This is a genomic window from Pararoseomonas sp. SCSIO 73927 (assembly GCF_037040815.1).
Lineage (GTDB): Bacteria > Pseudomonadota > Alphaproteobacteria > Acetobacterales > Acetobacteraceae > Roseomonas.
The window spans coordinates 3,831,480-3,851,399 of record NZ_CP146232.1; the positions used below are offsets into that span (position 1 = coordinate 3,831,480).

20 protein-coding genes are annotated in these 19,920 nt (G+C 71.8%); 8 read left to right on the top strand and 12 right to left on the bottom strand.

What is annotated here, in order from left to right; genetic code table 11:
- Positions 1-84: 84 nt before the first annotated feature.
- From pyk to VQH23_RS18065, 3 genes are all read right to left on the bottom strand, one after another.
- Entirely contained in the window at positions 85-1,518 is a 1,434-nt protein-coding gene (pyk, locus tag VQH23_RS18055) for a pyruvate kinase (RefSeq protein ID WP_338666122.1), read from the bottom strand.
- Positions 1,519-1,790: 272 nt separating this feature from the next.
- Positions 1,791-3,071, bottom strand: a complete 1,281-nt coding sequence (locus VQH23_RS18060; RefSeq protein ID WP_338662119.1) for a glycerate kinase — start codon at positions 3,069-3,071, stop codon at positions 1,791-1,793.
- Positions 3,072-3,182: 111 nt separating this feature from the next.
- The gene (locus VQH23_RS18065; RefSeq protein WP_338662120.1) at positions 3,183-3,878 is read right to left on the bottom strand and encodes a GntR family transcriptional regulator; all 696 of its coding nucleotides are present in this window, start codon (positions 3,876-3,878) and stop codon (positions 3,183-3,185) included.
- A 53-nt stretch (positions 3,879-3,931) separates the two neighbouring features.
- Here VQH23_RS18065 and VQH23_RS18070 point away from each other — a divergent pair, with 53 nt between their 5' ends.
- Together VQH23_RS18070 and VQH23_RS18075 are read left to right on the top strand one after the other, a co-directional pair.
- Positions 3,932-5,023 (top strand): tartrate dehydrogenase, encoded by a 1,092-nt coding sequence (locus VQH23_RS18070; RefSeq protein ID WP_338662121.1) that lies wholly within the window; start codon positions 3,932-3,934, stop codon positions 5,021-5,023.
- Between the two features lie 107 nt (positions 5,024-5,130).
- The gene (locus VQH23_RS18075) at positions 5,131-6,126 is read left to right on the top strand and encodes a tripartite tricarboxylate transporter substrate-binding protein (protein WP_338662122.1); all 996 of its coding nucleotides are present in this window, start codon (positions 5,131-5,133) and stop codon (positions 6,124-6,126) included.
- Positions 6,127-6,145: 19 nt separating this feature from the next.
- Here VQH23_RS18075 and VQH23_RS18080 read toward each other — a convergent pair whose 3' ends face one another.
- From VQH23_RS18080 to VQH23_RS18105, 6 genes are all read right to left on the bottom strand, one after another.
- Positions 6,146-6,985: a metallophosphoesterase gene (locus VQH23_RS18080; protein ID WP_338662123.1), complete on the bottom strand. Its 840-nt coding sequence runs from the start codon at positions 6,983-6,985 to the stop codon at positions 6,146-6,148.
- Between the two features lie 57 nt (positions 6,986-7,042).
- Positions 7,043-8,326, bottom strand: coding sequence for an ABC transporter substrate-binding protein (locus VQH23_RS18085; RefSeq protein ID WP_338662124.1), 1,284 nt, complete (start codon positions 8,324-8,326; stop codon positions 7,043-7,045).
- Positions 8,327-8,346: 20 nt separating this feature from the next.
- Entirely contained in the window at positions 8,347-9,180 is an 834-nt protein-coding gene (locus VQH23_RS18090) for a carbohydrate ABC transporter permease (protein WP_338662125.1), read from the bottom strand.
- A complete protein-coding gene (locus tag VQH23_RS18095) occupies positions 9,173-10,084 on the bottom strand; it encodes a sugar ABC transporter permease (protein ID WP_338662126.1) in 912 nt (303 codons plus the stop codon). The genes VQH23_RS18090 and VQH23_RS18095 overlap by 8 nt, the downstream gene beginning before the upstream one ends.
- A complete protein-coding gene (locus VQH23_RS18100; protein WP_338662127.1) occupies positions 10,077-11,216 on the bottom strand; it encodes an ABC transporter ATP-binding protein in 1,140 nt (379 codons plus the stop codon). Before VQH23_RS18100 ends, VQH23_RS18095 begins: the two co-directional genes overlap by 8 nt.
- 108 nt (positions 11,217-11,324) lie before the next feature.
- Entirely contained in the window at positions 11,325-12,332 is a 1,008-nt protein-coding gene (locus VQH23_RS18105) for a CorA family divalent cation transporter (protein ID WP_338662128.1), read from the bottom strand.
- A gap of 212 nt (positions 12,333-12,544) precedes the next feature.
- On the opposite strand from VQH23_RS18105, the gene VQH23_RS18110 reads away from it, so the two are divergent.
- Entirely contained in the window at positions 12,545-12,925 is a 381-nt protein-coding gene (locus VQH23_RS18110; RefSeq protein ID WP_338662129.1) for a cyclic nucleotide-binding domain-containing protein, read from the top strand.
- Between the two features lie 36 nt (positions 12,926-12,961).
- On the opposite strand, the gene VQH23_RS18115 is transcribed toward VQH23_RS18110, so the two are convergent.
- Positions 12,962-14,338, bottom strand: coding sequence for a formimidoylglutamate deiminase (locus VQH23_RS18115; protein WP_338662130.1), 1,377 nt, complete (start codon positions 14,336-14,338; stop codon positions 12,962-12,964).
- A gap of 146 nt (positions 14,339-14,484) precedes the next feature.
- On the opposite strand from VQH23_RS18115, the gene VQH23_RS18120 reads away from it, so the two are divergent.
- On the top strand, positions 14,485-14,778 hold the full coding sequence (locus VQH23_RS18120) for a hypothetical protein (RefSeq protein WP_338662131.1): 294 nt from the start codon (positions 14,485-14,487) through the stop codon (positions 14,776-14,778).
- A gap of 6 nt (positions 14,779-14,784) precedes the next feature.
- Here VQH23_RS18120 and VQH23_RS18125 read toward each other — a convergent pair whose 3' ends face one another.
- Positions 14,785-14,994, bottom strand: a complete 210-nt coding sequence (locus tag VQH23_RS18125) for a hypothetical protein (RefSeq protein WP_338662132.1) — start codon at positions 14,992-14,994, stop codon at positions 14,785-14,787.
- 135 nt (positions 14,995-15,129) lie between these two features.
- Positions 15,130-15,546, bottom strand: a complete 417-nt coding sequence (locus VQH23_RS18130) for a MarR family winged helix-turn-helix transcriptional regulator (RefSeq protein WP_338662133.1) — start codon at positions 15,544-15,546, stop codon at positions 15,130-15,132.
- Between the two features lie 164 nt (positions 15,547-15,710).
- Between VQH23_RS18130 and VQH23_RS18135 the strand changes: the two genes are divergently transcribed.
- Genes VQH23_RS18135 through hmgA form a run of 4 tightly spaced genes read left to right on the top strand, consistent with a single transcriptional unit; the run spans position 15,711 to position 19,918 of the window.
- Positions 15,711-17,312: an FAD-dependent oxidoreductase gene (locus VQH23_RS18135; protein WP_338662134.1), complete on the top strand. Its 1,602-nt coding sequence runs from the start codon at positions 15,711-15,713 to the stop codon at positions 17,310-17,312.
- Positions 17,306-17,533: a DUF2783 domain-containing protein gene (locus VQH23_RS18140; RefSeq protein WP_338662135.1), complete on the top strand. Its 228-nt coding sequence runs from the start codon at positions 17,306-17,308 to the stop codon at positions 17,531-17,533. The genes VQH23_RS18135 and VQH23_RS18140 overlap by 7 nt, the downstream gene beginning before the upstream one ends.
- Positions 17,534-17,558: 25 nt before the next feature.
- Positions 17,559-18,539 (top strand): MBL fold metallo-hydrolase, encoded by a 981-nt coding sequence (locus tag VQH23_RS18145; protein WP_338662136.1) that lies wholly within the window; start codon positions 17,559-17,561, stop codon positions 18,537-18,539.
- 14 nt (positions 18,540-18,553) lie between these two features.
- Positions 18,554-19,918, top strand: a complete 1,365-nt coding sequence (hmgA, locus tag VQH23_RS18150) for a homogentisate 1,2-dioxygenase (protein ID WP_338662137.1) — start codon at positions 18,554-18,556, stop codon at positions 19,916-19,918.
- Positions 19,919-19,920: the final 2 nt, after the last annotated feature.

Below are 19,920 nucleotides of genomic sequence, written 5' to 3' on the forward strand. Positions count from 1 at the left end.
GTCCCAATTGGTCTTCCGGGTGCCGGGCCGCCATTCTCGGGCGGGCCGGCCGGTCTGTGAATGGGGTCCGAGGATGAGGGGCGGTTACTCGACGATCGCCACGCGGAGCGCGTTGGTGGTGCCCGGGGTGCCGAAGGGGACGCCGGCCACCACCACCACCTCGTCGCCGGTGGTCGCGAAGCCCTCGGCGGCGGCGGCGCGCAGCCCCTTGGCGACCATGTCCGTCATGCTCGCCGGCTCCTTGCTCAGCACGGGGTGGACGCCCCAGACGAGGGCGAGGCGGCGCGCCGTACTCTCGTTCGCGGTCATGCCGATGATGGGGGCCGCCGGGCGCTCGCGCGCTACGCGCAGCACGGTGGAGCCGGTGGAGGTGAAGGCGCCGATCGCCTCCGCCTCAATCGTGCTGGCCACCTGGCGGGCGGCGGCTGCGATGGCGTCCGAGGAGGTGTGGCGCGGCTCCGGGCGGTTGTTGTCGGTGATGGCGCGCCAGCCCGGGTCCTGCTCCGTGCGGGCGACGATGCGGTCCATGATGTTCACCGCCTCGTAGGGGTAGCTGCCGGCGGCAGTCTCGGCGGAGAGCATCACGGCGTCGGCGCCGTCGAACACGGCGGTGGCCACGTCGGAGGCCTCCGCGCGGGTCGGGGTGGGGGCGGAGATCATGCTCTCCAGCATCTGGGTGGCGACCACGACGGGCAGGCCGCGGGTGCGGGCGGCGCGGACGATGCGCTTCTGGATCAGCGGCACCTCCTCCGGCGGGCACTCCACGCCGAGGTCGCCGCGGGCGACCATCACGGCGTCGGCGAGGTCGAGGATGTCGTCCATCCGCTCCACCGCCTGGGGCTTCTCCATCTTCACCATGATCCAGGCGCGGCCGTTCGCGATGGCCTTCGCCTCCGCCACGTCCTCCGGGCGCTGGACGAAGGAGAGGCCGATGAACTCCACGCCCTGCTCAAGCACGAAGTCGAGGTCGGCGCGGTCCTTCACGGTCAGGGCGGGGATGGGCAGCACGACGTCCGGCACGTTCACGCCCTTGCGGTCGGACAGGGCGCCGCCGACGAGCACTTCCGTCTCCAGGTGGTCGTCCCGCTGCCGGACGACGCCGAGGCGGAGCTTGCCGTCATCCAGCAGCAGGGAGGTGCCGATGCGGGCGGCCGAGATGATCTCGGGGTGGGGAAGCTGCACGCGGCGCACGTCGCCGGGGACGGGGGAGAGATCCAGGCGGAAGGGCTGGCCCTGCTGGAGCTGGACGCGGCCGCCGCCAAACTTGCCGACGCGGAGCTTCGGGCCCTGCACGTCCGCCAGGATGCCGATGGGGCGGCCGGTGCGGCGCTCGATCTCGCGGATGGTCGCGATGCGGGCCGCGTGGTCCTCGTGGGAACCGTGGGAGAAGTTGAGGCGGAAGACGTCCGCGCCGGCGCGGAACAGGCGCTCGATGACCTGCGGGTCGGCGCTGGCCGGGCCGAGGGTGGCGATCATCTTCGTGCGGCGGCGGCGGCGGATCGGGATGCGGCTGGCCAAGCGGGGGCCTCCTGTCTGCTCGAAGCCAGACTTTTCGAAGAGGGGGCGGCGAAGGGTCTCGGGCGGGACCTCCATGATCCGCGCCACCTCCTCCACCCGCTCCGGCGGCACGCGGCGCCACTGGGAGACGGCGGCCGTCGAGATGCCGAGCCCGGTGGCGATCCGGGTCACGGCCCCACGACGGGCGAGAAGGTCTTCGAGAAGCTTGTCGCGCATGGCGCCAAGTTAGGCGCCGTAAGTTACATATGCTAGGGGCTTAGGACTTATATTTATTAAGCTATGATGATGGCCCGGAAGTCGTTGACGTTGGTCAGGGTCGGTCCGGTCGTGATCAGGTCGCCCAACGCCTGGAACACGTCCTGGCTGCGGTGAGCATGTAGCGCGGCGATCGGGTCCGTCCCGGAGGTGCGGCTACGGGCCAGGGTGTCGGGCGTGATGAGGGCGCCGGCGCTGTCCATGGCGCCGTCGATGCCGTCCGTGTCGCCCATCAGGGCCCAGATGCCGGGATGGCCGGCGAGGGAGGCGGCGAGGCCGAGAAGGCACTCGCTGTTCCGCCCGCCCGCGCCCTTGGCGCCGCCGAGGGTAACGGTGGTCTCGCCGCCAGAGAGCAGGACGGCCGGGCGGGGGACGGGGTGGCCGTGGGCGGCCACGGAGCGGGCGATGCCGGCGAGGAGGGTGCCGACCTCGCGCGCCTCGCCCTCCAGCGCGTCGCCGAGGATGAGGGGGATGAGGCCCATCGCCTCCGCCTCACCGGCGGCGGCCTGGAGGGCCATGAGGGGGGTGGCGATCAGGCGATATTCGGCGTGGGTGAGGCGCGGGTCGCCGGGCTTCGGGGTTTCCTCCGCCGCCGCTTCCAGGTGCGCGCGGACGGGGGCGGGCAGCTCGATGCCGTAGCGGGCCACGATCCGACGCGCGTCCTCGAAGGTGCTGGGATCCGGCACGGTGGGGCCGGAGGCGATGGCGGCGGGGTCGTCGCCCGGCACGTCGGAGATGGCGAGGGTGACGAGGCGGGCCGGATGGGCGGCTGCCGCCAGTCGGCCGCCCTTGATCGCGGAGAGGTGGCGGCGGACGACATTCATCTCGTTGATCGTGGCGCCGCAGGCCAGGAGGGCGCGGTTCACCGCCTGCTTGTCCGCGAGCGTCAGGCCGGGGGCGGCGAGGGGCATGAGGGCGGAGCCGCCGCCGGAGATGAGGGCGAGGACGAGGTCGTCCTCCGTCAGGCCCTGGACTGTTTCGAGGATGCGGCGGGCCGCGGCCTCGCCGGCGGCGTCGGGCACGGGGTGGGAGGCTTCCAGCACCTCGATGTGTCGGGTGGGGTAGGCGTGACCGTAGCGGGTCACGACGAGGCCGCCCATCGGGACTTCGGGCCAGGCATCCTCCAGCGCGGCGGCCATGACGGCGGCGGACTTGCCGGCACCGACCACCACCACACGGCCCCTCGGCCTCTCCGGCAGGAAGTCCTTCAGAATGGCACGGGGATCGGCGCTGCGCACCGCGGCGTCGAAGAGGCGGCGGAGGGCCGCACGGGCGGTGCTGTCGTTCCAGTCGGTCAAAGTCGGTCCTCCCCGGCGGCGCGCATCATGGCGGCGGGCGCAGGAGCGGCAAGGGGCTTGTGGTATGGATGGTGGTATGGAAGAAGAGGCGCGGGAGGACGGGCCGTGCCGTCAGGAGCCGCCAAGGCGCATCAGGGGCAGGGTGAGCGTGCGCAGGATCTCCGCGCTGGCGCGCTGCCGGTGCGCGGAAACCGCGGCGCGCGCGGCCTCGGGATCGGCGGCCTTCAGCGCGGCGAGGATGCGGGCGTGCTCGTCGGCGGAGGTCGCGGGCTCGGGGCGCAAGGCGGCGGTGGCGAGGCGGGCGCGCTGGGCGAGGTCCGCCGCCTCCTGCGCCAGGCGGGCGAGGCGGGCATTGCCGCAGCCCTGCAGGAGGGCGCGGTGGAAGGCATCGTCGGCCGCGGCCCAGGCCCGGCGGTCGCCGGCGGAGAGGGCGGCGCGCATGGACTCCGTGGCGTGGGCCATGGCGGCGGAGGCGCCGCGATTGGGATTGGCGGCGAGGCGCGCGGCGGCGGCGCCCTCCAGCGCGATCAGCACCTCGTAGGTCTCGGCCATGCCGGCCGGGTCGATGGGCAGCACGCGCAGGCCGCGGCGGGGGCGCACGGCGAGGAAGCCCTCGGATTGCAGGCGCAGCACGGCCTCGTGCACCGGCGTGCGGCTCATGCCGAGGCCGGTGGCGAGCTCGCCCTCCGTCGCCTCGTCCCCGGGGGCGAGGGACATGTCGAGCAGCCGGGTCCGCAGGGCGCGGTAGGCGGATTCGGCGAGGCTGGGGCGGGTGGCCCCTTCGTTCTTCAACGGGTCCTGATTCATCGGGCGCTGGATGCCAGCCGGCGCCGCATATTCCAACAGCGAAGGGTTTCGATGTGAGCAAGCGCGTGCACCGGATCGCCGCCATCCCCGCGGATGGGATCGGCAAGGAGGTCATTCCCGCCGGGTTGCGGGTGCTGGAGGCGCTGGCCAGGCGCGACGGCGGCTTTGCGCTGGAGGTGGAGACGCTGCCCTGGGGCAGCGACTACTACCGCGAGAGGGGCGAGATGATGCCGGAGGACGGGCTCGAGACCCTCAAGGGCTTCGACGCCATCTACTTCGGCGCGGTGGGCGACCCTGACCTGCCGGACAGCATCACGCTCTGGGGGCTGCGGCTGAAAATCTGCCAGGGCTTCGACCAGTACGCCAACATCCGCCCCACGCGCGTGCTGCCGGGGCTGACGAGCCCGCTGCGCGCGGTGGAGCCGGGTGACATTGACTGGGTGATCGTGCGGGAGAACTCCGAGGGCGAGTATGCCGGCCATGGCGGGCGGGCCCATCGCGGGCACCCGGAGGAGGTGGCGACGGAGACGGCCATCTTCACCCGCGCGGGCGTGGAGCGGATCATGCGCGTGGCCTTCGACATCGCGCGCGCCCGCCCGCGGAAGCTGCTGACGGTGGTGACGAAGTCCAACGCGCAGCGCCACGGCATGGTGATGTGGGACGACATCGCGGCGCTGGTGGCGCGCGACTACCCGGACGTGACCTGGGAGAAGGAGCTGGTGGACGCCATGGCGGCCCGGATGGTCCGCAAGCCCGCCAGCATTGACACGGTGGTGGCGACGAACCTGCACGCGGACATCCTTTCCGACCTGGCCGGCGCCGTCGCGGGCTCGCTGGGGGTGGCGCCGACGGCGAACCTCGACCCGTCGCGCCGGGCGCCCTCCATGTTCGAGCCAATCCACGGCTCGGCCTTCGACATCATGGGGAAGGGCGTGGCCAACCCCGTCGCCACCTTCTGGACCGGGGCGATGATGCTGGAGCAGCTGGGGGAGCCCGACGCGGCGAAGGCGCTGATGGCGGCGGTGGAGCGCGTCTGCGCCGACGGCGTGCTGACGGCGGATCTGGGTGGCACGGCGGACACGGAAACGGTGACGCGGGCGGTGATCGCCGCGATCGAGGGCGCCAACAGCCCCGCCGCCACGTGATCCGCCGCTGGGCGCGCTGGAATTGACGGGCGCGCCCGGGCGCGCCGGGGCTGACAGGCGCGCCCGGGCTGGCGCAGGATGCTTGCGACAAGGAAACGGAGGAAAGCATGTCCAAGACTTCCCGGCGGCCCGTGCTGGCCGCCGCCCTGGCCCTCATGGGGGCGGGCGGGCTTGCCGCGCCGGGCCCGGCCCTGGCGCAGGCCTTCCCGAACCGCGCCATCACGGTCATCGTCCCCTTCGCGGCGGGCGGGCCGACGGACGTGATCAACCGCCTCGTCGCCGAGGGCATGTCGAAGGAGCTCGGCCAGCCCGTGGTGGTGGAGAACGTGACGGGGGCGGGCGGCACCATCGCCGCGGGGCGCGTCGCGAACGCCCGGCCGGATGGGTACACGATCCTGGCGCATCACATCGGCCACGCGACCTCCGCCACGCTGTACCGGAACCTGCCGTACAACGTGGAGACGTCCTTCGCGCCGCTCGGGCTCGTCTCCGACGCCGCCATGACGATCGTGGCGCGCCCGGACTTCCCGGCGAACGACCTTGCAGGGCTGATGGCGGAGATCAAGCGGCAGGGGGACAAGCTGAACCTTGCCCATGCCGGGGTGGGCGGCGCGAACCACCTCTGCGGCGTGCTAATGCAGTACGCCGCGAAAACGAACCTCACCACCGTGGCCTTCCGCGGGTCGGCGCCCGTTCTGACGGAGATGATGGCGGGCCGCATCGACGTGTTCTGCGACCAGGCGACGAACACCACACCCTTCATCCGGGACAACCGGATCCGGAGCTACGCCGTCACGCTCGACCGGCGCGTGGAGGGGCTGAACCTGCCGACCACGGCCGAGGCGGGGGAGCCCTCCATCGCGATGAGCACCTGGCACGGGCTCTACGCGCCGGCCGGCACGCCGGAGCCGGTGGTGGAGCGGCTCTCCGTCGCGATCCGCGCGGCGCTGCGGGAGGAGCGGCTGCGGGCGCGCTTCGCGGAGCTGGTGACGGAGGTGGCGTCCCAGGAGCAGGCGACGCCGGCGGCGCACCGGCGCCACCTCGCGGCGGAGGTGGCGCGGTGGCGGCCCATCATCCAGGCCGCGGGCGTTTACGCGGACTGAGCGGCCGCGCCTCGTCGCCTCAGGCGGCGAGGCGCTTCTGCGGGCCGTAGATCTCCGGCATCTCGCCGATGTCGTGGCGGACGAGGCCGGGCAGGGGGATCATGCGGGTCTCGAAGCTGCCGTCGGGATGGAGGAGGTGCTCCACGAAGCCGACCGACTTCTCGCCCACCGTCTCCTGGTAGGCGTCGCCTACGATGAAGGCGGCGGAGGGGGCCCAGATCTGGCGCAGGCCCTCGCTGACGCCGCGGTCGCGCCACTGGTGGACGTGGCCGCTGGCGATGAAGGCGGGGCGCTGCGGCAGCAGCAGGTCTACCAGCCGGTGGCGCGGGCGGGGCTGGATGCACCAGTAGGTGCTGTCCGTCTCGTCCATCCGCTCCTGGCAGAAGGGCTTGTGCATGAAGACGGCGACGGCGCGGCCGGCGGTGCCGTGCAGGGCCTCCACCAGCATCTCCATCTGCTCCTCGGCCTCCGGCAGGTTCGTGGAGGTGATCTGGGTGTCAAGGCCGATCAGGCGCCAGCCCGGGATGTCGCGCACGAAGGTGTCGGGGCCGAGCTGGGCGCGCCAGCGGGCCAGGCGCTCCGCGCTCGCGGGCTGGCGGCAGCCGGGGAGGGGGTCGTCGCCGATGTCGTGGTTGCCCGGCACGGCGAGCCAGTCCAGGCCCAGCTCGTTGTGGGCCTCGCGGGCGAGGGCGAGGTCCTCGGCACGGTCGGCGCCGTCCAGCGAGATGTCGCCGGTGTTGATCACGAGGTCCGGCCGCATGTCCCGCAGGTGCCCGGCCAGCAGGTCGTAGTTCGCGCGAAAGCCGGGCACGCGGTCGGACAGGTGGGTGTCGCTGATCTGGGCGAGGCGGAAGGTCATGGGGGCCGTCCTTGTGAGGGGGGACGGGGCCGGCGGGTGGCCGGCCCCGGATCGGGTTCAGGAGCGGCGCGGCAGCAGGCGGCGCACCTCAGCGGCCATGTCGCGCTGCACCTCCTCCGGCGTGGCGCGGCCTTCGACGATGCGGGCGATGTTGTCCACCATCGTCTGGGTCACGCGCACGGAGTTGGTGCCGGGGAAGGCGTACCAGGGAATGGAGATCGGGATCTGCTTCACGGCGGCCAGGAAGAGCGGGTTCTCGCGGTAGAAGGCGCCGAGGTACTGCGGGTTGTCGATCGCGATCTGGTTGCAGGGCAGATAGCCGGTGTTGCGGACCATCAGCGCCTGACCTTCGGCGCCCGTGGAGAAGCGCAGGAACTTCCAGGCGGCGTCGCGCTTCGCGGGGTCCTTGGCGGTGAGCATGCCCGCGGCGCCGCCGGTGGGCAGGCGGCCCTTGGCCGGGTCGATCACGGGCATGCCGGTGGTGCGGAGGACGAAGTTGTTGCCCGCGCCTTCCTTCATGCCACGGACTAGCGCCGTGGTCTGGAAGATCATGCCGAGCTTGCCGGCGGTGAAGGCCTGCCGCGCCGCGGTGGCGGAGAGGTTGGGCATGCCGCCCTCCTTCACCATGCGGTCGATCAGGCGGAGCGCGCCCAGGCCCTCGGGGCCGGCGAAGCCGACGTCGCGCTCATCCTCCGTCAGCATCCGGCCGCCATGCCCGAATAGGAGGGCGGAGAACATCCAGTCATCGCCGTTCCAGGTGAACCACATGCCCTCCGTGCCGTCGCCCAGGCGATCGATCCGGCCGGCGAGCTGGAGCACGTCGTCCCAGCTGGTCGGGAAGTTGTCGGGGTCGCCGCCGGCGCGGCGGACGAGGTCGGCGTTGTAGTAGGAGACGGGGTTGGAGGCGGCGAAGGCGAGGCCGGACTGGAAGCCGCCGAAATGGCCGAGTGCCAGGAGGTTCGGCGTGTAGCCGATGGTGGCGGGGTCGGCGGCCTCGGCGCGCAGCAGCGGCGTCAGGTCTTGGGCGATGCCGCGCTCGGCGAAGACGCGGAGGCGGTTGAAACCCTGGTAGGAGAGGTCCGGCAGCTGGTTGGTGGCGGACTGGCGCAGGATGAGCTGCGCGCCCTCCTCGTAGTTGGGGGTGGTGACGTAGGTCACCTTGATGTTCGGTTCGCGCCGCGCGAAGGCGGCGAGGATGGCGTCGTAGGCCTCCTTGTAGATGAAGGGCTGGGCGTAGTGGACGGTGATCTCCGTCCCCGCCTGCGCGCGCAGGACGCGCGGCATGAAGAGCATGGCGGCGGGCGTGGCGAGCGCCGCGCGGCGGGTGGTCGCGATGGTCATAGATGTCTCCATGTCCGGCCTCATCCCTTGAGGCCGGTGGTTGCGATGCCTTCGATGAAGCGGCGCTGGGCCAGCAGGAAGGCGAGGACGAGGGGTGCGGTCATCAGCACCGCGGCCGCCATGAGGGAGCCGAAATCGTCGCCGGCTTCGTCCGAGCGGAAGTAGAGGACGCCGAGGGCGGGGGTGGCGTAGCCCGTGCCGCTCACGACGATCAGCGGCCAGAACAGGTCGTTCCAGTGGGCGACGACGGAGAAGATGGCGAAGGCCGTGGCGGCGGGCCAGGCGTTGGGCAGGACGATGCGCCAGACGATCTCCGCCTCGCCCAGCCCGTCCATGCGGGCGGCGTGGATCAGGTCGTCCGGCAGCGACTTGAAGAACTGGCGGAAGAGGAAGATGGCGAAGACGGAGATTGTCGCGGGGGCGATCAGGGCCGTGTAGCTGTTCAGCAGGCCGAGTTGGCTGAAGCCGACGTAGAGCGGCAGCGCGGGCACGTGGTAGGGCACGAGGAGGCCGAGCATCACGGCGCCGAAGGCGAGGCCGCTGCCGGGGAAGCGCAGCTTGGCGAGCGCGTAGCCGGCCGGCACGGCGAAGAGCAGCTGGAAGAAGAGGATGCCGCCGCAGACGACGACGCCGTTCCAGAGGTAACGCCAGACCGGGACCTTGGCGAAGACCTTGCCGTAGTTCTCCACGGCGTAGAAGCGCTCCGGCAGGAGCGATAGGGAGGCGCGGAAGATCTCGTCCAGCGGCTTCAGGCTGGCGGCGATCATCCAGATGTAGGGCATCAGCAAGATCAGGCCGAGGATCGTTAGCAGGGCCAGGCGTGGCAGGTCGCGGAGCAGTGAGCGGTCAGACATAGTGAATGCGCCGCTCCATCACGCGGGTCTGGAGCCACACCAGGGCGAGGACGATGGCGAGGAAGACAAGGGTGATGGCTGCGGAGTAGCCAAGGCGGAAGTAGGTGAAGCCCTCCTCGTACATCGCGTAGAGCAGCACTTCCGAGGCCTTGTTCGGACCGCCCTGAGTCAGCACCGCCACGCTGTCGAAGACGCGCACGGCGCGGGTCATGGTGATGGTGACGACGAAGAGGGTGGTGGGGCCGAGAAGCGGCCAGGTGACGAGGCGGAAGCGGTCCCAGGCGCGGGAGGCGCCATCCACCTCGGCGGCGGCGTAGAGCTCCCGCGGGATAGCGGTGAGACCGGCGAGGAAGAGGACGAGGTTGAAGCCGATGTTCTCCCAGACGCCGATGGCGGCGAGGGAGATCAGCACCGTGTCCGAGGAGGAGAGCCAGTTCGGGCCGGCGATGCCGACCGCGCGCAGGGCGGCGTTCAGCGGGCCGATGGTGGGGTGCAGCAGGTACTGCCAGGCGGCGGCCATGGCGACGGGGAGAGAGACGACGGGCAGGAAGAAGACGGCGCGGAACAGGGCGCGGCCGCGCGTGCCGGCCTCGATCAGCAGGGCGAGGGCGAGGCCGCCGAGGACGGAGGCGGGCGCGACGATGGCGACGTAGATGATCGTGTTGCGGAGCGCGATGGCGAAGCCGCGGTCCTGCAGGAGTTCCGCGAAGTTCTCCAGCCCGATCCAGTTCAGGGCCGGCGCGCCCAACTCGTAGTCGGTGAAGGCGAGCGCGACCGTGGCGAGCGTCGGCGCCAGCAGCATCAGACAGAACGCGACGGCGGCGGGGGCCGTCAGCATCCAGCCGGCCAGCGCCTCTCCGGTGGAGCGGCGCGAGGCGGGGAGGGCAAGGGCGGTGTCAGACAAGGGTGGGGGCCGAGAGGAGCGCGTGAACGGCCACGCGCCTGCCCGCGCCGTTGAAGACCAGGGCGCGGCCGAGGGGGAAGCGCAGCGCGACCTCGCCTTCCGGCGGCAGGGTGTCCCGGTCCTCCGGGGCGAGGCGCAGGACCAGGGGGGTGCCGAGGACGGCGTGGCGGAGGTGGACGAGAAGGCTCTCGCCGAGGAACTCCATGCCCTCCATCACTGCGGGCAGGCCCGCGCCGGCGGGCTGCAGGTCCTCCGGGCGCAGGGCGAGGGTCATGGGGCCGTTGCCGGCCACGCGCATCCCGACCGCCTGGCCGGCGACGCGCAGCACGCCGTCGGCGTCCGCTTCCGCCTGCAGCGTGTTGATGCGGGGGGAGCCGATGAAGGTGGCGACGCGCAGGTCCTGCGGGTCGGCGTAGATTTCGGCGGGCGGGGCGACCTGCAGGATCTCGCCGGCCTGCATCACCGCCACGCGGTCCGCCATCGTCAGGGCCTCCGACTGGTCGTGGGTGACGTAGACGGTGGCGACGCCGGCGGATCTGTGGATCGCCACGATCTCCCGCCGCGTCTGCACGCGCAGGCTGGCGTCGAGGTTGGAGAGGGGTTCGTCCATCAGGAAAGCGGCGGGGCGGCGCACGATGGCGCGGGCGAGCGCCACGCGCTGGCGCTGGCCGCCGGAGAGCTGGCCGGGGCGGCGGGAGAGCAGCGCGCCGAGGCCCAACGCCTCCGCGGCCCCGCGCACGTCGCGGGTGATGGTGTCCTGCGCCGCGCGGGTGCCGGGCAGCAGGGCGCCGAGGAAGGGCAGGCGCTGCGCCGCGCTCAGGCGACGCATGGCGAGCGGGACGGCGATGTTCTCCTCCACCGTCAGGTGCGGGTAGAGGGCGTAGGACTGGAAGACCATCGCCACGTCGCGCCCCGATGGGCGCAGCCCCGTCACCTCGCGCCCGCCGATGCGGATGCTGCCGGAATCCGGTCGCTCAATGCCGGCGATGCAGCGGAGCAGGGTGGACTTGCCGCAGCCGGAGGGACCGAGGAGGGCCACGAACTCCCCGGCGGCGACGGCGAGCGAGACCCCGCGCAGCACGCGCGTGCCGCCGAAGCCCTTGCCCAGGCCCTCGATCGTGATGCCGTCCACGCGCAGTCCCCGCCAACCCCGGGGCGGGGGTTACGGCGAAGTGCTGACACGGGTTTTGCGTTTCGGTGAAGGAGGCGTGACGCTTACTGGATCGCACGCCGGTGCGCGTCAGCGCCGCGCGCCGCCCCGCCTGAGGCGGATGAAGCCCAGCCCGGTCAGGACGAGCACGGCGAGGAGGGCGGCGCCGAGCATCGCCGCGATTGCCCACCAGGAGCCGCCGGGATCGGAGGTGCCGGGCAGGTCCGTGGTGTTCATCCCGAAGAAGCCGGTGACGAGGGTGGGCGGCAGCAGGATGGCGGTGAGGACGGAGAGGACCATGAGGCGCTGGTTCGTCCCCTCCGCCGTGCGGGCGGCCAGGTCGTCCTGCGCGATCCGTCCCCTCTCCCGCAGGGAGGCGATGGTGCGGAGGGCGGAGGCGAAGCGGGCGGCCGCGCGCTCCGCGTCGTGCCCGGCGGGGGCGAGCCAGGCGGGGGCGGCCTCGGCGATCTCCTCGTAGATCCCGGCCGCCGGCTCCACGCGGCGGTGGAGCAGCAGCACGTCGCGGCGAGCGCGCGCCAGCTCGGTACGGCCGACGGGGCGGTCCTGGAGGAGGCGGTCCTCGATCCCGTCCAGGCGCTGCGAGAGGGCGGCGGCGGCGCGGGCGATGCCGTCCAGGATGGCGCGCAGCATGATGTCCCACTGCTGCGCGGCCGTCTCGGCCGAGACGTGCTCCTCCCCGGCGAGCTGGGGCGCGCGGAGGGGGTGCCGGCGGGCGGTGACGAGGAGGCCCGGCGCCAGGGCGACGTGCAGGATGCCCATCTGCAGCGGGTCCGGCGTCTCGAGCGCCTCGTAGTGGAAATCCGGCAGGGTGCCCCAGAGGGCGCGGCCCTCCGTGTCGAGGTGGGCCATCTCCGCGCGCTCGTCCAGGGCGGCGCGGGCTTGTGGGGGCAGGCCGGGCAGGGCCTGGAGGAAGCGGTGCGCGCGGAGGTCCCGGAGATCGAAATGCAGCCACAGCTCCATGGGCGGGACGCCCCGCGAGAGGATTGCCGTCACGGCGGCCTCGTCCAGGATCTCCGGGCGGTCCAGGCGGCGGGCCCAGAGCAGGCCGTGGCAGGGGGGCAGGCTGGTATCGGGCATCGCGCTCCGTTCTCGTGTGGCGGCCGGCGGGCGGGGCTCCTGGCGCGGCCGGAAGCATGACCGAGGTGTCTCGGGCGATCAGGCGGCGGCGGCTTGAATTCAGCAAACCGTCACGGGCGGCAGGGTGGAAGGACCGCGGCGGATCACCTGGATGTGTGCGCGCTTTTGTCACGGATCTGTAAAGATACTGGCCAGGGTTACGGGAGGCACCGATGCTCGAACTGCAGCAGAAGCCGTTGGACGTTCGCCAGATCTCCCGATCGCTCGGGACCGTGCTGCATTTCAGGCCCGGCGATGCGATCTTCCGGGAAGGCGACCGGCCGAGCTGCATGTACGTCCTGCTCGAGGGCGAGGTGGAGGTGCGGCGGCGGGAGACGGTGATCGAGACGATCGGGCCCGGGCAGGCGCTGGGCATCGTCTCGCTGCTGGACGAGGAGGCGCGCACGGTGACGGCCGAGGCGCGCTCGGCCTGCGAGGTCGCGGCGATCGACCTGCGGAAGTTCCGCTTCGCCGTGGAGGAGGTACCGCACTTTTCCTGGTGGGTGATGGCCGAGCTGGCGCACCGGCTGCGGACGACGAACGCGGCGCTCTGAGGCGTCCCCCTGCCGGCCGGGTGGCGCGACGACGTGTCAGCCGGCCGCTCTTCCGGCCAGCCCGGCCATGGCCGCGCGGTAGCGCCGGGCGATCGCCTCCCGCCGGTGGTGGCGGCCGCCGGAAACCAGGGTGCGCCCACCCACCACCACGCTGTCCAGGGCGGCAGCGCCGGCGCTGAAAACCAGAGCGTCGAGCCAGCCATCCCCTTCCGCGAGGGAGAGGGATGGGTGGGACCTGTCCAGCACTGCCAGGTCGGCGCGGTGGCCGGGCTCGATCCGGCCGATGCGGCGGCCGCAGGCCGCGCTGCCGCCGGCCAGTGCCGCTTCGTAGAGGCTGCGCCCGGTGGAGGCGCCAGGGGCGGCCGCGAGGAGGTTGCGGCCGCGCCGCGCGAGGCGCTGGGAGTACTCCAGCATCCGCAGCTCGCCCGGGGCGGTGATCTCTACGTTCGAATCGGAGCCGACGCCGAGGCGGCCCCCGGCGGTGAGGAAGGCGGGTGCCTCGAAGACGCCGTCGCCGAGATTGGCCTCGGTGATCGGGCAGAGGCCGGCCACGGCGCCGGTGCGCGCCAGCCCCTCCACCTCCGCCGGGTCCATGTGGGTGGCGTGGACGAGGCACCAGCGGCGGTCCACCGGGGCGTTGGAGAGCAGCCAGGCGACGGGGCGCTGGCCGGACCAGGCGAGGCACTCCTCCACTTCGCGCAGCTGCTCGGCCGCGTGGATGTGGACGGGGCCGTCGCGCCGGATCTCCAGCATCGCGCGCAGGCCTTCCGGCGACACGGCGCGGAGGGAGTGGGGGGCCATGCCGAGCGCAGCGTCCTCCACCGGAGCGACCGCGCGGGCGGACGCGTCCAGCAAGCGGGCGTAGCCGTCCACGTCGTGGAGGAAGCGGGCTTGGCCGGGCGTTGCGGGCTGCGCGCCGAAGCCGCCCTGGCTGTAGAGGACGGGCAGCAGGGTGAGGCCGATCCCCGTCTCCGCCGCAGCCGCGGCGACGCGGGCGCCCATCTCGGCAGGATTTGCGTAGGGGCGGCCGGCGGGGTCGTGGTGGAGGTAGTGGAATTCCGCCAGCGCGGTGAAGCCGCCCTCCAGCATCTCCACCATCGCCTGGGCGGCGACGGCCTGCACCTCCTCCGGCGTGAGGCGCCCGAGGAAGCCGTACATGACCCCCCGCCACGTCCAGAAGCTGTCCTCCCCCGGGCCGCGGATCTCGGCCAACCCGGCCATGGCGCGCTGGAAGGTGTGGCTGTGCAGGTTCGGCAGGCCGGGAAGGGCGATGCCGGGGATCCGCTCGCAGCCCTCCGCCGCGCCGCCGGGCAGGACCGCGCGGATCCAGCCGGACTCGATCTCGAGGACCACGTCGCGGGCCCAGCCCGTGGGCAGCAGCACATCCTCCAGCAGCAGCCTGCGAGCCGTCATTCCCGCCTGTCCCCGGTTCCCGGCGCAGTTTAGGCTGGGCCGGGCTTCCGGGCCAAAAAACGGGCGGGAGCGACGCGCCCTCGTTCCGCTTGCGCAGGCGCGGAGCACTACCTTAAGCTGTGTTGGTGATCGCGCGGGGGTTGTAGGTGTCGAGCCAAGCCGAGCTTCCCAGTTTCGACACGGCGGAGGACGCCGAGGTGCGCCTGCTCGTCCTGGAGATGACGGTGGCGGCCATTGCCGCCCGCCTGCCGCAGATCGATTTCGAGGAGGTCGTCTCCATGCTCGTCTTCGTGGCGAAAAGCTCGGAGGCGGCGGCGGGCGGCATGGCGGAGCTGCCCTCCGGCGCGCCCCGGCTGCACGATGCCAGCCACTACGCCACGCGCATGTTGGACCGAATCGCGACGTCCCGGCGCGCGCCGCGCACCCCCGGGCGGCACTGAGCCGGGCTAGGGATCCTGCCGGGGCACGGCGGCGAGCCAGCGCGTCTTCATCGCCTCCCACTCCACCCGGTCGTCGCTGAACAGGCGCAGGAGGTCGTCCGGCACGCGCTCCTGCAGCGCGCCATCCCAGTTCTCGTGCAGGCTGCGTCGCAGCCAGAGGTCGAAGGGGTCGTCGGGGTCGGATCGGCCGGTGGCCTTGGCTTGCCGTGCGGGCATGGGGCCTCTCGTCGGAGCGATTGCAAATGAGAACGCCTGGAATTCGCTTCGGCTTCAGGTCGCGGCGATTCGCGGCGCCGTGTTCCCGCCCTGCCGCCCGGTCCGCCCCCACCCGCAGGGTGGGAGGGGCGCCGTTCAGGGCGACTCGCCATCCTCCCCCAGCAGGCGGGAGGCGCGGCGGCGCAGCCGTTCCAGCATGCCGCCGAGCAGCCGGATCTCCTCCGGCGTCAGCGCCTCGGCCAGTTCTGCCTGCAGGGCGTGCGCCCGGGGCACGATTCGTTGGTAGAGAGCCTCGCCATCCGGCGCGAGGCGCAGAACCTGGGCGCGCTGGTCCTCGGGGTGCGGGGCGCGGGCGACCAGCCCCTTGTCGGCCAGGCGGATCACGGCGCGGCTGACCTTCACCCGGTCCATCTCCGTCGCGGCGATCACCGCCTGGGTGGAGAGGGGTGCGCCTTCCCCGAGCACCGCCATGACGCGCCATTCCGGGATGGAGAGGCCGAACTCCGCCTCGTAGCGCGCGGCGAAGGCGCGGCTGACGCTCTCCGCCGCCACCGAGATGCGGTAGGGCAGGAACTCCGCGAGGCGGAGGGAGGAGGGATGCCGGGGGGCGATGACGTGCCTCTTGAAACGTCTCAGATGAGATGATACGAGATGATCATAACATCCCGGTCCCGCCCGTCGATGGGCAAGGTGGCCGGCACCCGGAGGAGTCGGTCTTGCACGTCGACTACCAGGCGCTCCGCTTCGAGTACCGGCGCTCCGCTGACCAGTCCGCGGCCTCCGTTCCCCGCCATCCCGTGGTGGTGGTGGGCGCAGGTCCCGTGGGGCTGGCGGCGGCGATCGACCTGGCGCAGGCGGGGCAGCGCGTGCTGCTGCTGGACGACGACCGCAGCCTTTCCAGCGGATCCCGCGCCATCTGCTTCGCCAAGCGCACGCTGGAGGTCTTCGACCGGCTGGGCTGCGGCGACGCCATGGTTGGGAAGGGTGTGACCTGGAACCTGGGTCGCGTGTTCCACCGCGACGATCCCGTCTACTCCTTCGACCTGTTGCCGGAGGGCGGGCATCGCCGGCCCGCTTTCATCAACCTCCAGCAATACTACGTGGAAGGCTTCCTGCTGGAGCGCGCCCGGGCGCTGCCGAACATCGAGATCCGCTGGGAGAACAAGGTCGCCGCCGTCTCGCAATCGGCCGATGCCGTGACGCTGACGGTGGAGACGCCGGAGGGCGAGTACCGGCTCTCCGCGGATTACCTCGTGGCGGCGGACGGGGCGCGGTCGCCGATCCGCCGCGCGATGGGGCTGGAGAGCAAGGGGCGCAGCTTCCGCGACCGCTTCCTCATCGCCGACGTGCGGATGAAGGCGGATTTCCCGGCGGAGCGATGGTTCTGGTTCGACCCGCCCTTCCATCCCAACCAGTCCGTGCTGCTGCACAGCCAGCCGGACGGCGTGTGGCGGATCGACTTCCAGCTGGGCTGGGACGCGGATCCGGTGGCGGAGCGGGCGCCGGAGCGGGTGATCCCCCGCGTGCGCGCCCTGCTGGGCCATGATGCGGAATTCGAGCTGGAGTGGGTGAGTATCTACACTTTCTCCTGCCTGCGGATGGAGCGGTTCCGGCACGGGCGCGTGCTGTTCGCCGGGGATTCGGCGCACGGCGTCTCGCCCTTCGGGGCGCGCGGGGCGAATAGCGGCGTGCAGGACGCGGAGAACCTGGCCTGGAAGCTGGCGCTGGTGCTGCGCGGCGAGGCGCCCGATTCCCTGCTGGACAGCTACGACGCTGAGCGGGTGGCGGCGGCGGACGAGAACATCCTGAACTCGACCCGCTCCACCGACTTCATCACGCCCAAGAACGAGGCCAGCCGCGCCTTCCGCGACGCGGTGCTGGATCTGGCGAAGGACTGTGCCTTCGCGCGGCGGCTGGTGAACAGCGGCCGCCTCTCCCTTCCCAGCACCTATCGCGGTTCGCCGCTGAACACCCCCGACGAGGACGCGTTCGAGGGCGCCATGGTGCCCGGCGCGCCCGCGCTGGACGCGCCGCTGGCAGATGGGGCGTGGCTGCTGGAACGGCTGGGCGGCGGCTTCACCCTGCTGCATTTCGGCGATGCCGCGCCGGTAGCAGAGGGGGTGCGCGTGGTGAACGTGACGCCGGAGGAGGACGCCGAAGGCCTTGCTGCCCGCCGCTACGACGCGCGCCCCGGAACCGCCTATCTCATCCGCCCGGACCAGCATGTCTGCGCGCGCTGGCGCCGGTTCGATCCCGTGAGGCTGCGGGCGGCCCTGGACCGTGCCACCGCCCGAGTGATGGAGGCCGCCGCATGCTGAACACCGAGCCCAACATCGCCTCGCCGGATGATTTCTACGAGGCGCTGATTGCCCTGCACGCCGACCTGACGCCGGAGCAGGGCCGCGCGGTGGATGCGCGGCTGATCCTGCTCCTCTCTAACCACATCGGCGATGCCGCCGTCCTGCGCCAGGCGATGGAGCGGGCGCGGCAGGGCATCGTGCCGGCGGGGCACGACACGGTCCTCGCAGCCCGCGCCTGACGCCCCCGCCAAGAAGGAAATCCGCATGTCCGGTTTTGCCAGCACGAACGACCTCGCCGAGAAGACCATCTCCTTCGACGAGCTCGCCCCCGGCCTCTACGGCTACACCGCGGAGGGCGACCCGAATTCCGGCGTGGTGATCGGCGACGACAGCGTGCTGGTGGTGGACGCGCAGGCGACGCCGCGCATGGCGGCCGACGTGATCGCGCGCATCCGGACGGTGACGGACAAGCCGGTGAGGCACGTGGTGCTCTCGCACTACCACGCCGTGCGGGTCCTCGGCGCCTCCGGCTACGAGGGGGCGGAGATCATCGCCTCCGACGTCACGCGCGACATGATCGTGGAGCGCGGGCAGCAGGACATGGACAGCGAGATTGGCCGCTTCCCCCGCCTGTTCCGGGGCAAGGAGAGCATTCCCGGCCTGACCTGGCCGCACGTGACCTTCCAGAAGAAGATGACGCTTTGGATGGGCAAGCGGGAGGTGCAGATCATCCATATCGGGCGTTCCCACACGGCCGGGGACACGGTGGTGTGGCTGCCGAAGGAGCGCGTGCTCTTCTCCGGCGACTGCGTGGAGTACGGGGCAACCCCGTACTGCGGGGATGCGCATTTCGCGGACTGGGCGGGCACGCTGGACGCTATCCGGGCGCTGAATCCCGTGGCGCTGGTCCCGGGGCGCGGGGCCTCGCTGACCACGCCGGATCAGATCGAAGAGGGGCTGCAGGGGACGGCGGACTTCACCTCCGACCTGTTCGGCATCGCCAGGAAGGGCGTGGCGGCCGGGCACTCGCTGAAGCAGGTGTACGATGAGGCGATGTCGGCCATGCGGCCGAAGTACGGGCACTGGGTGATCTTCGAGCACTGCATGCCTTTCGACGTCTCCCGCGCCTATGACGAGGCCAAGGGCCTGGACCATCCCCGCATATGGACCGCCGAGCGCGACGTTGAGATGTGGAAGGCGCTGGAGCACGGCACGGAGATGAAGTCCGCCGAACTGGATCGTTAGAGGAGGAGTTCCCGATGAACGCCCCATTTCGTCCGCAGCCGCTGGCGCCCGGCACTCCGGGCGCCCCCGGCGCCACCAACGAGACCGGCTACATGCCGGGCTTCGGCAACGGCTTTGAGACCGAGGCCCTGCCGGGCGCCCTGCCGATCGGCCGCAACTCGCCGCAGCGCTGCGCCTACGGCCTCTACGCCGAGCAGCTCTCGGGCTCGCCCTTCACCGCGCCGCGGGCGACGAACGAGCGGTCCTGGCTTTACCGCATCCGGCCGACGGTGGCGCACTGGGGCGCCTTCGAGAGGGTGGATGCCGGGCTGTGGCGCACGGCGCCCTGTGCGGAGGTGGAACTGCCGCTCGCGCCGATGCGCTGGGACCCGCTGCCGTTGCCGGAGGGCGAGGTCTCCTTCCTGGAGGGAATCCGCACGGTCACCACGGCGGGCGATGCCGGCAGCCAGTCCGGCATGGGCGCGCACATCTACCTCATCACCCGGTCCATGCGGGACGAGTACTTCTACAACGCCGACGCGGAGATGATGTTCGTCCCGCAGCAGGGCGGGTTGCGGATCGCGACGGAGTTCGGCGTGATCGACGTGCATCCGACCGAGATCGCGGTGATCCCGCGCGGCGTGAAGATCCGCGTGGAGGTCCCGGACGGGGCGGCGCGCGGCTACCTGTGCGAGAACTATGGCGGCGCCTTCACCCTGCCGGAGCGCGGGCCTATCGGCGCGAACTGCCTGGCGAATCAGCGCGACTTCCTCACCCCCGTCGCTGCCTATGAGGACCGGGAGGTGCCGTCGCAGCTCTATGTCAAGTCGGGCGGCACGCTCTGGCGCACGAGGATCGGGCAGTCGCCGCTGGACGTGGTGGCGTGGCACGGCAACTACGCGCCCTACAAGTACGACCTGCGCCGCTTCTCGCCGGTCGGGCCGATCCTGTTCGACCACGCGGATCCCTCGATCTTCACCGTGCTCACCTCGCCGAGCGAGACGCCGGGCACCGCGAACATCGACTTCGTGATCTTCCCCGACCGCTGGCTGGTGGCGGAGAACACCTTCCGGCCGCCCTGGTACCACATGAACGTCATGAGCGAGTTCATGGGGCTGATCGAGGGCGTGTACGACGCCAAGACCGGCGGCGGCTTCGCGCCCGGCGGATTCAGCCTGCACAACTGCATGCTGCCGCACGGGCCGGACATGGACGCCTTCGAGAAGGCGAGCGCGGCGGAGTTGAAGCCGCACAAGCTGGAGGGCACCCTGGCCTTCATGTTCGAGACGCGGCTGCCCCAGAAGGCGACGCGCTTCGCGGCGGAGGCCCCGCAGTTCCAGCGCGCCTACACGAATTACGGCCATACCCTCGCCAAGCACTTCAACCCGAACCAGCGGTAGAG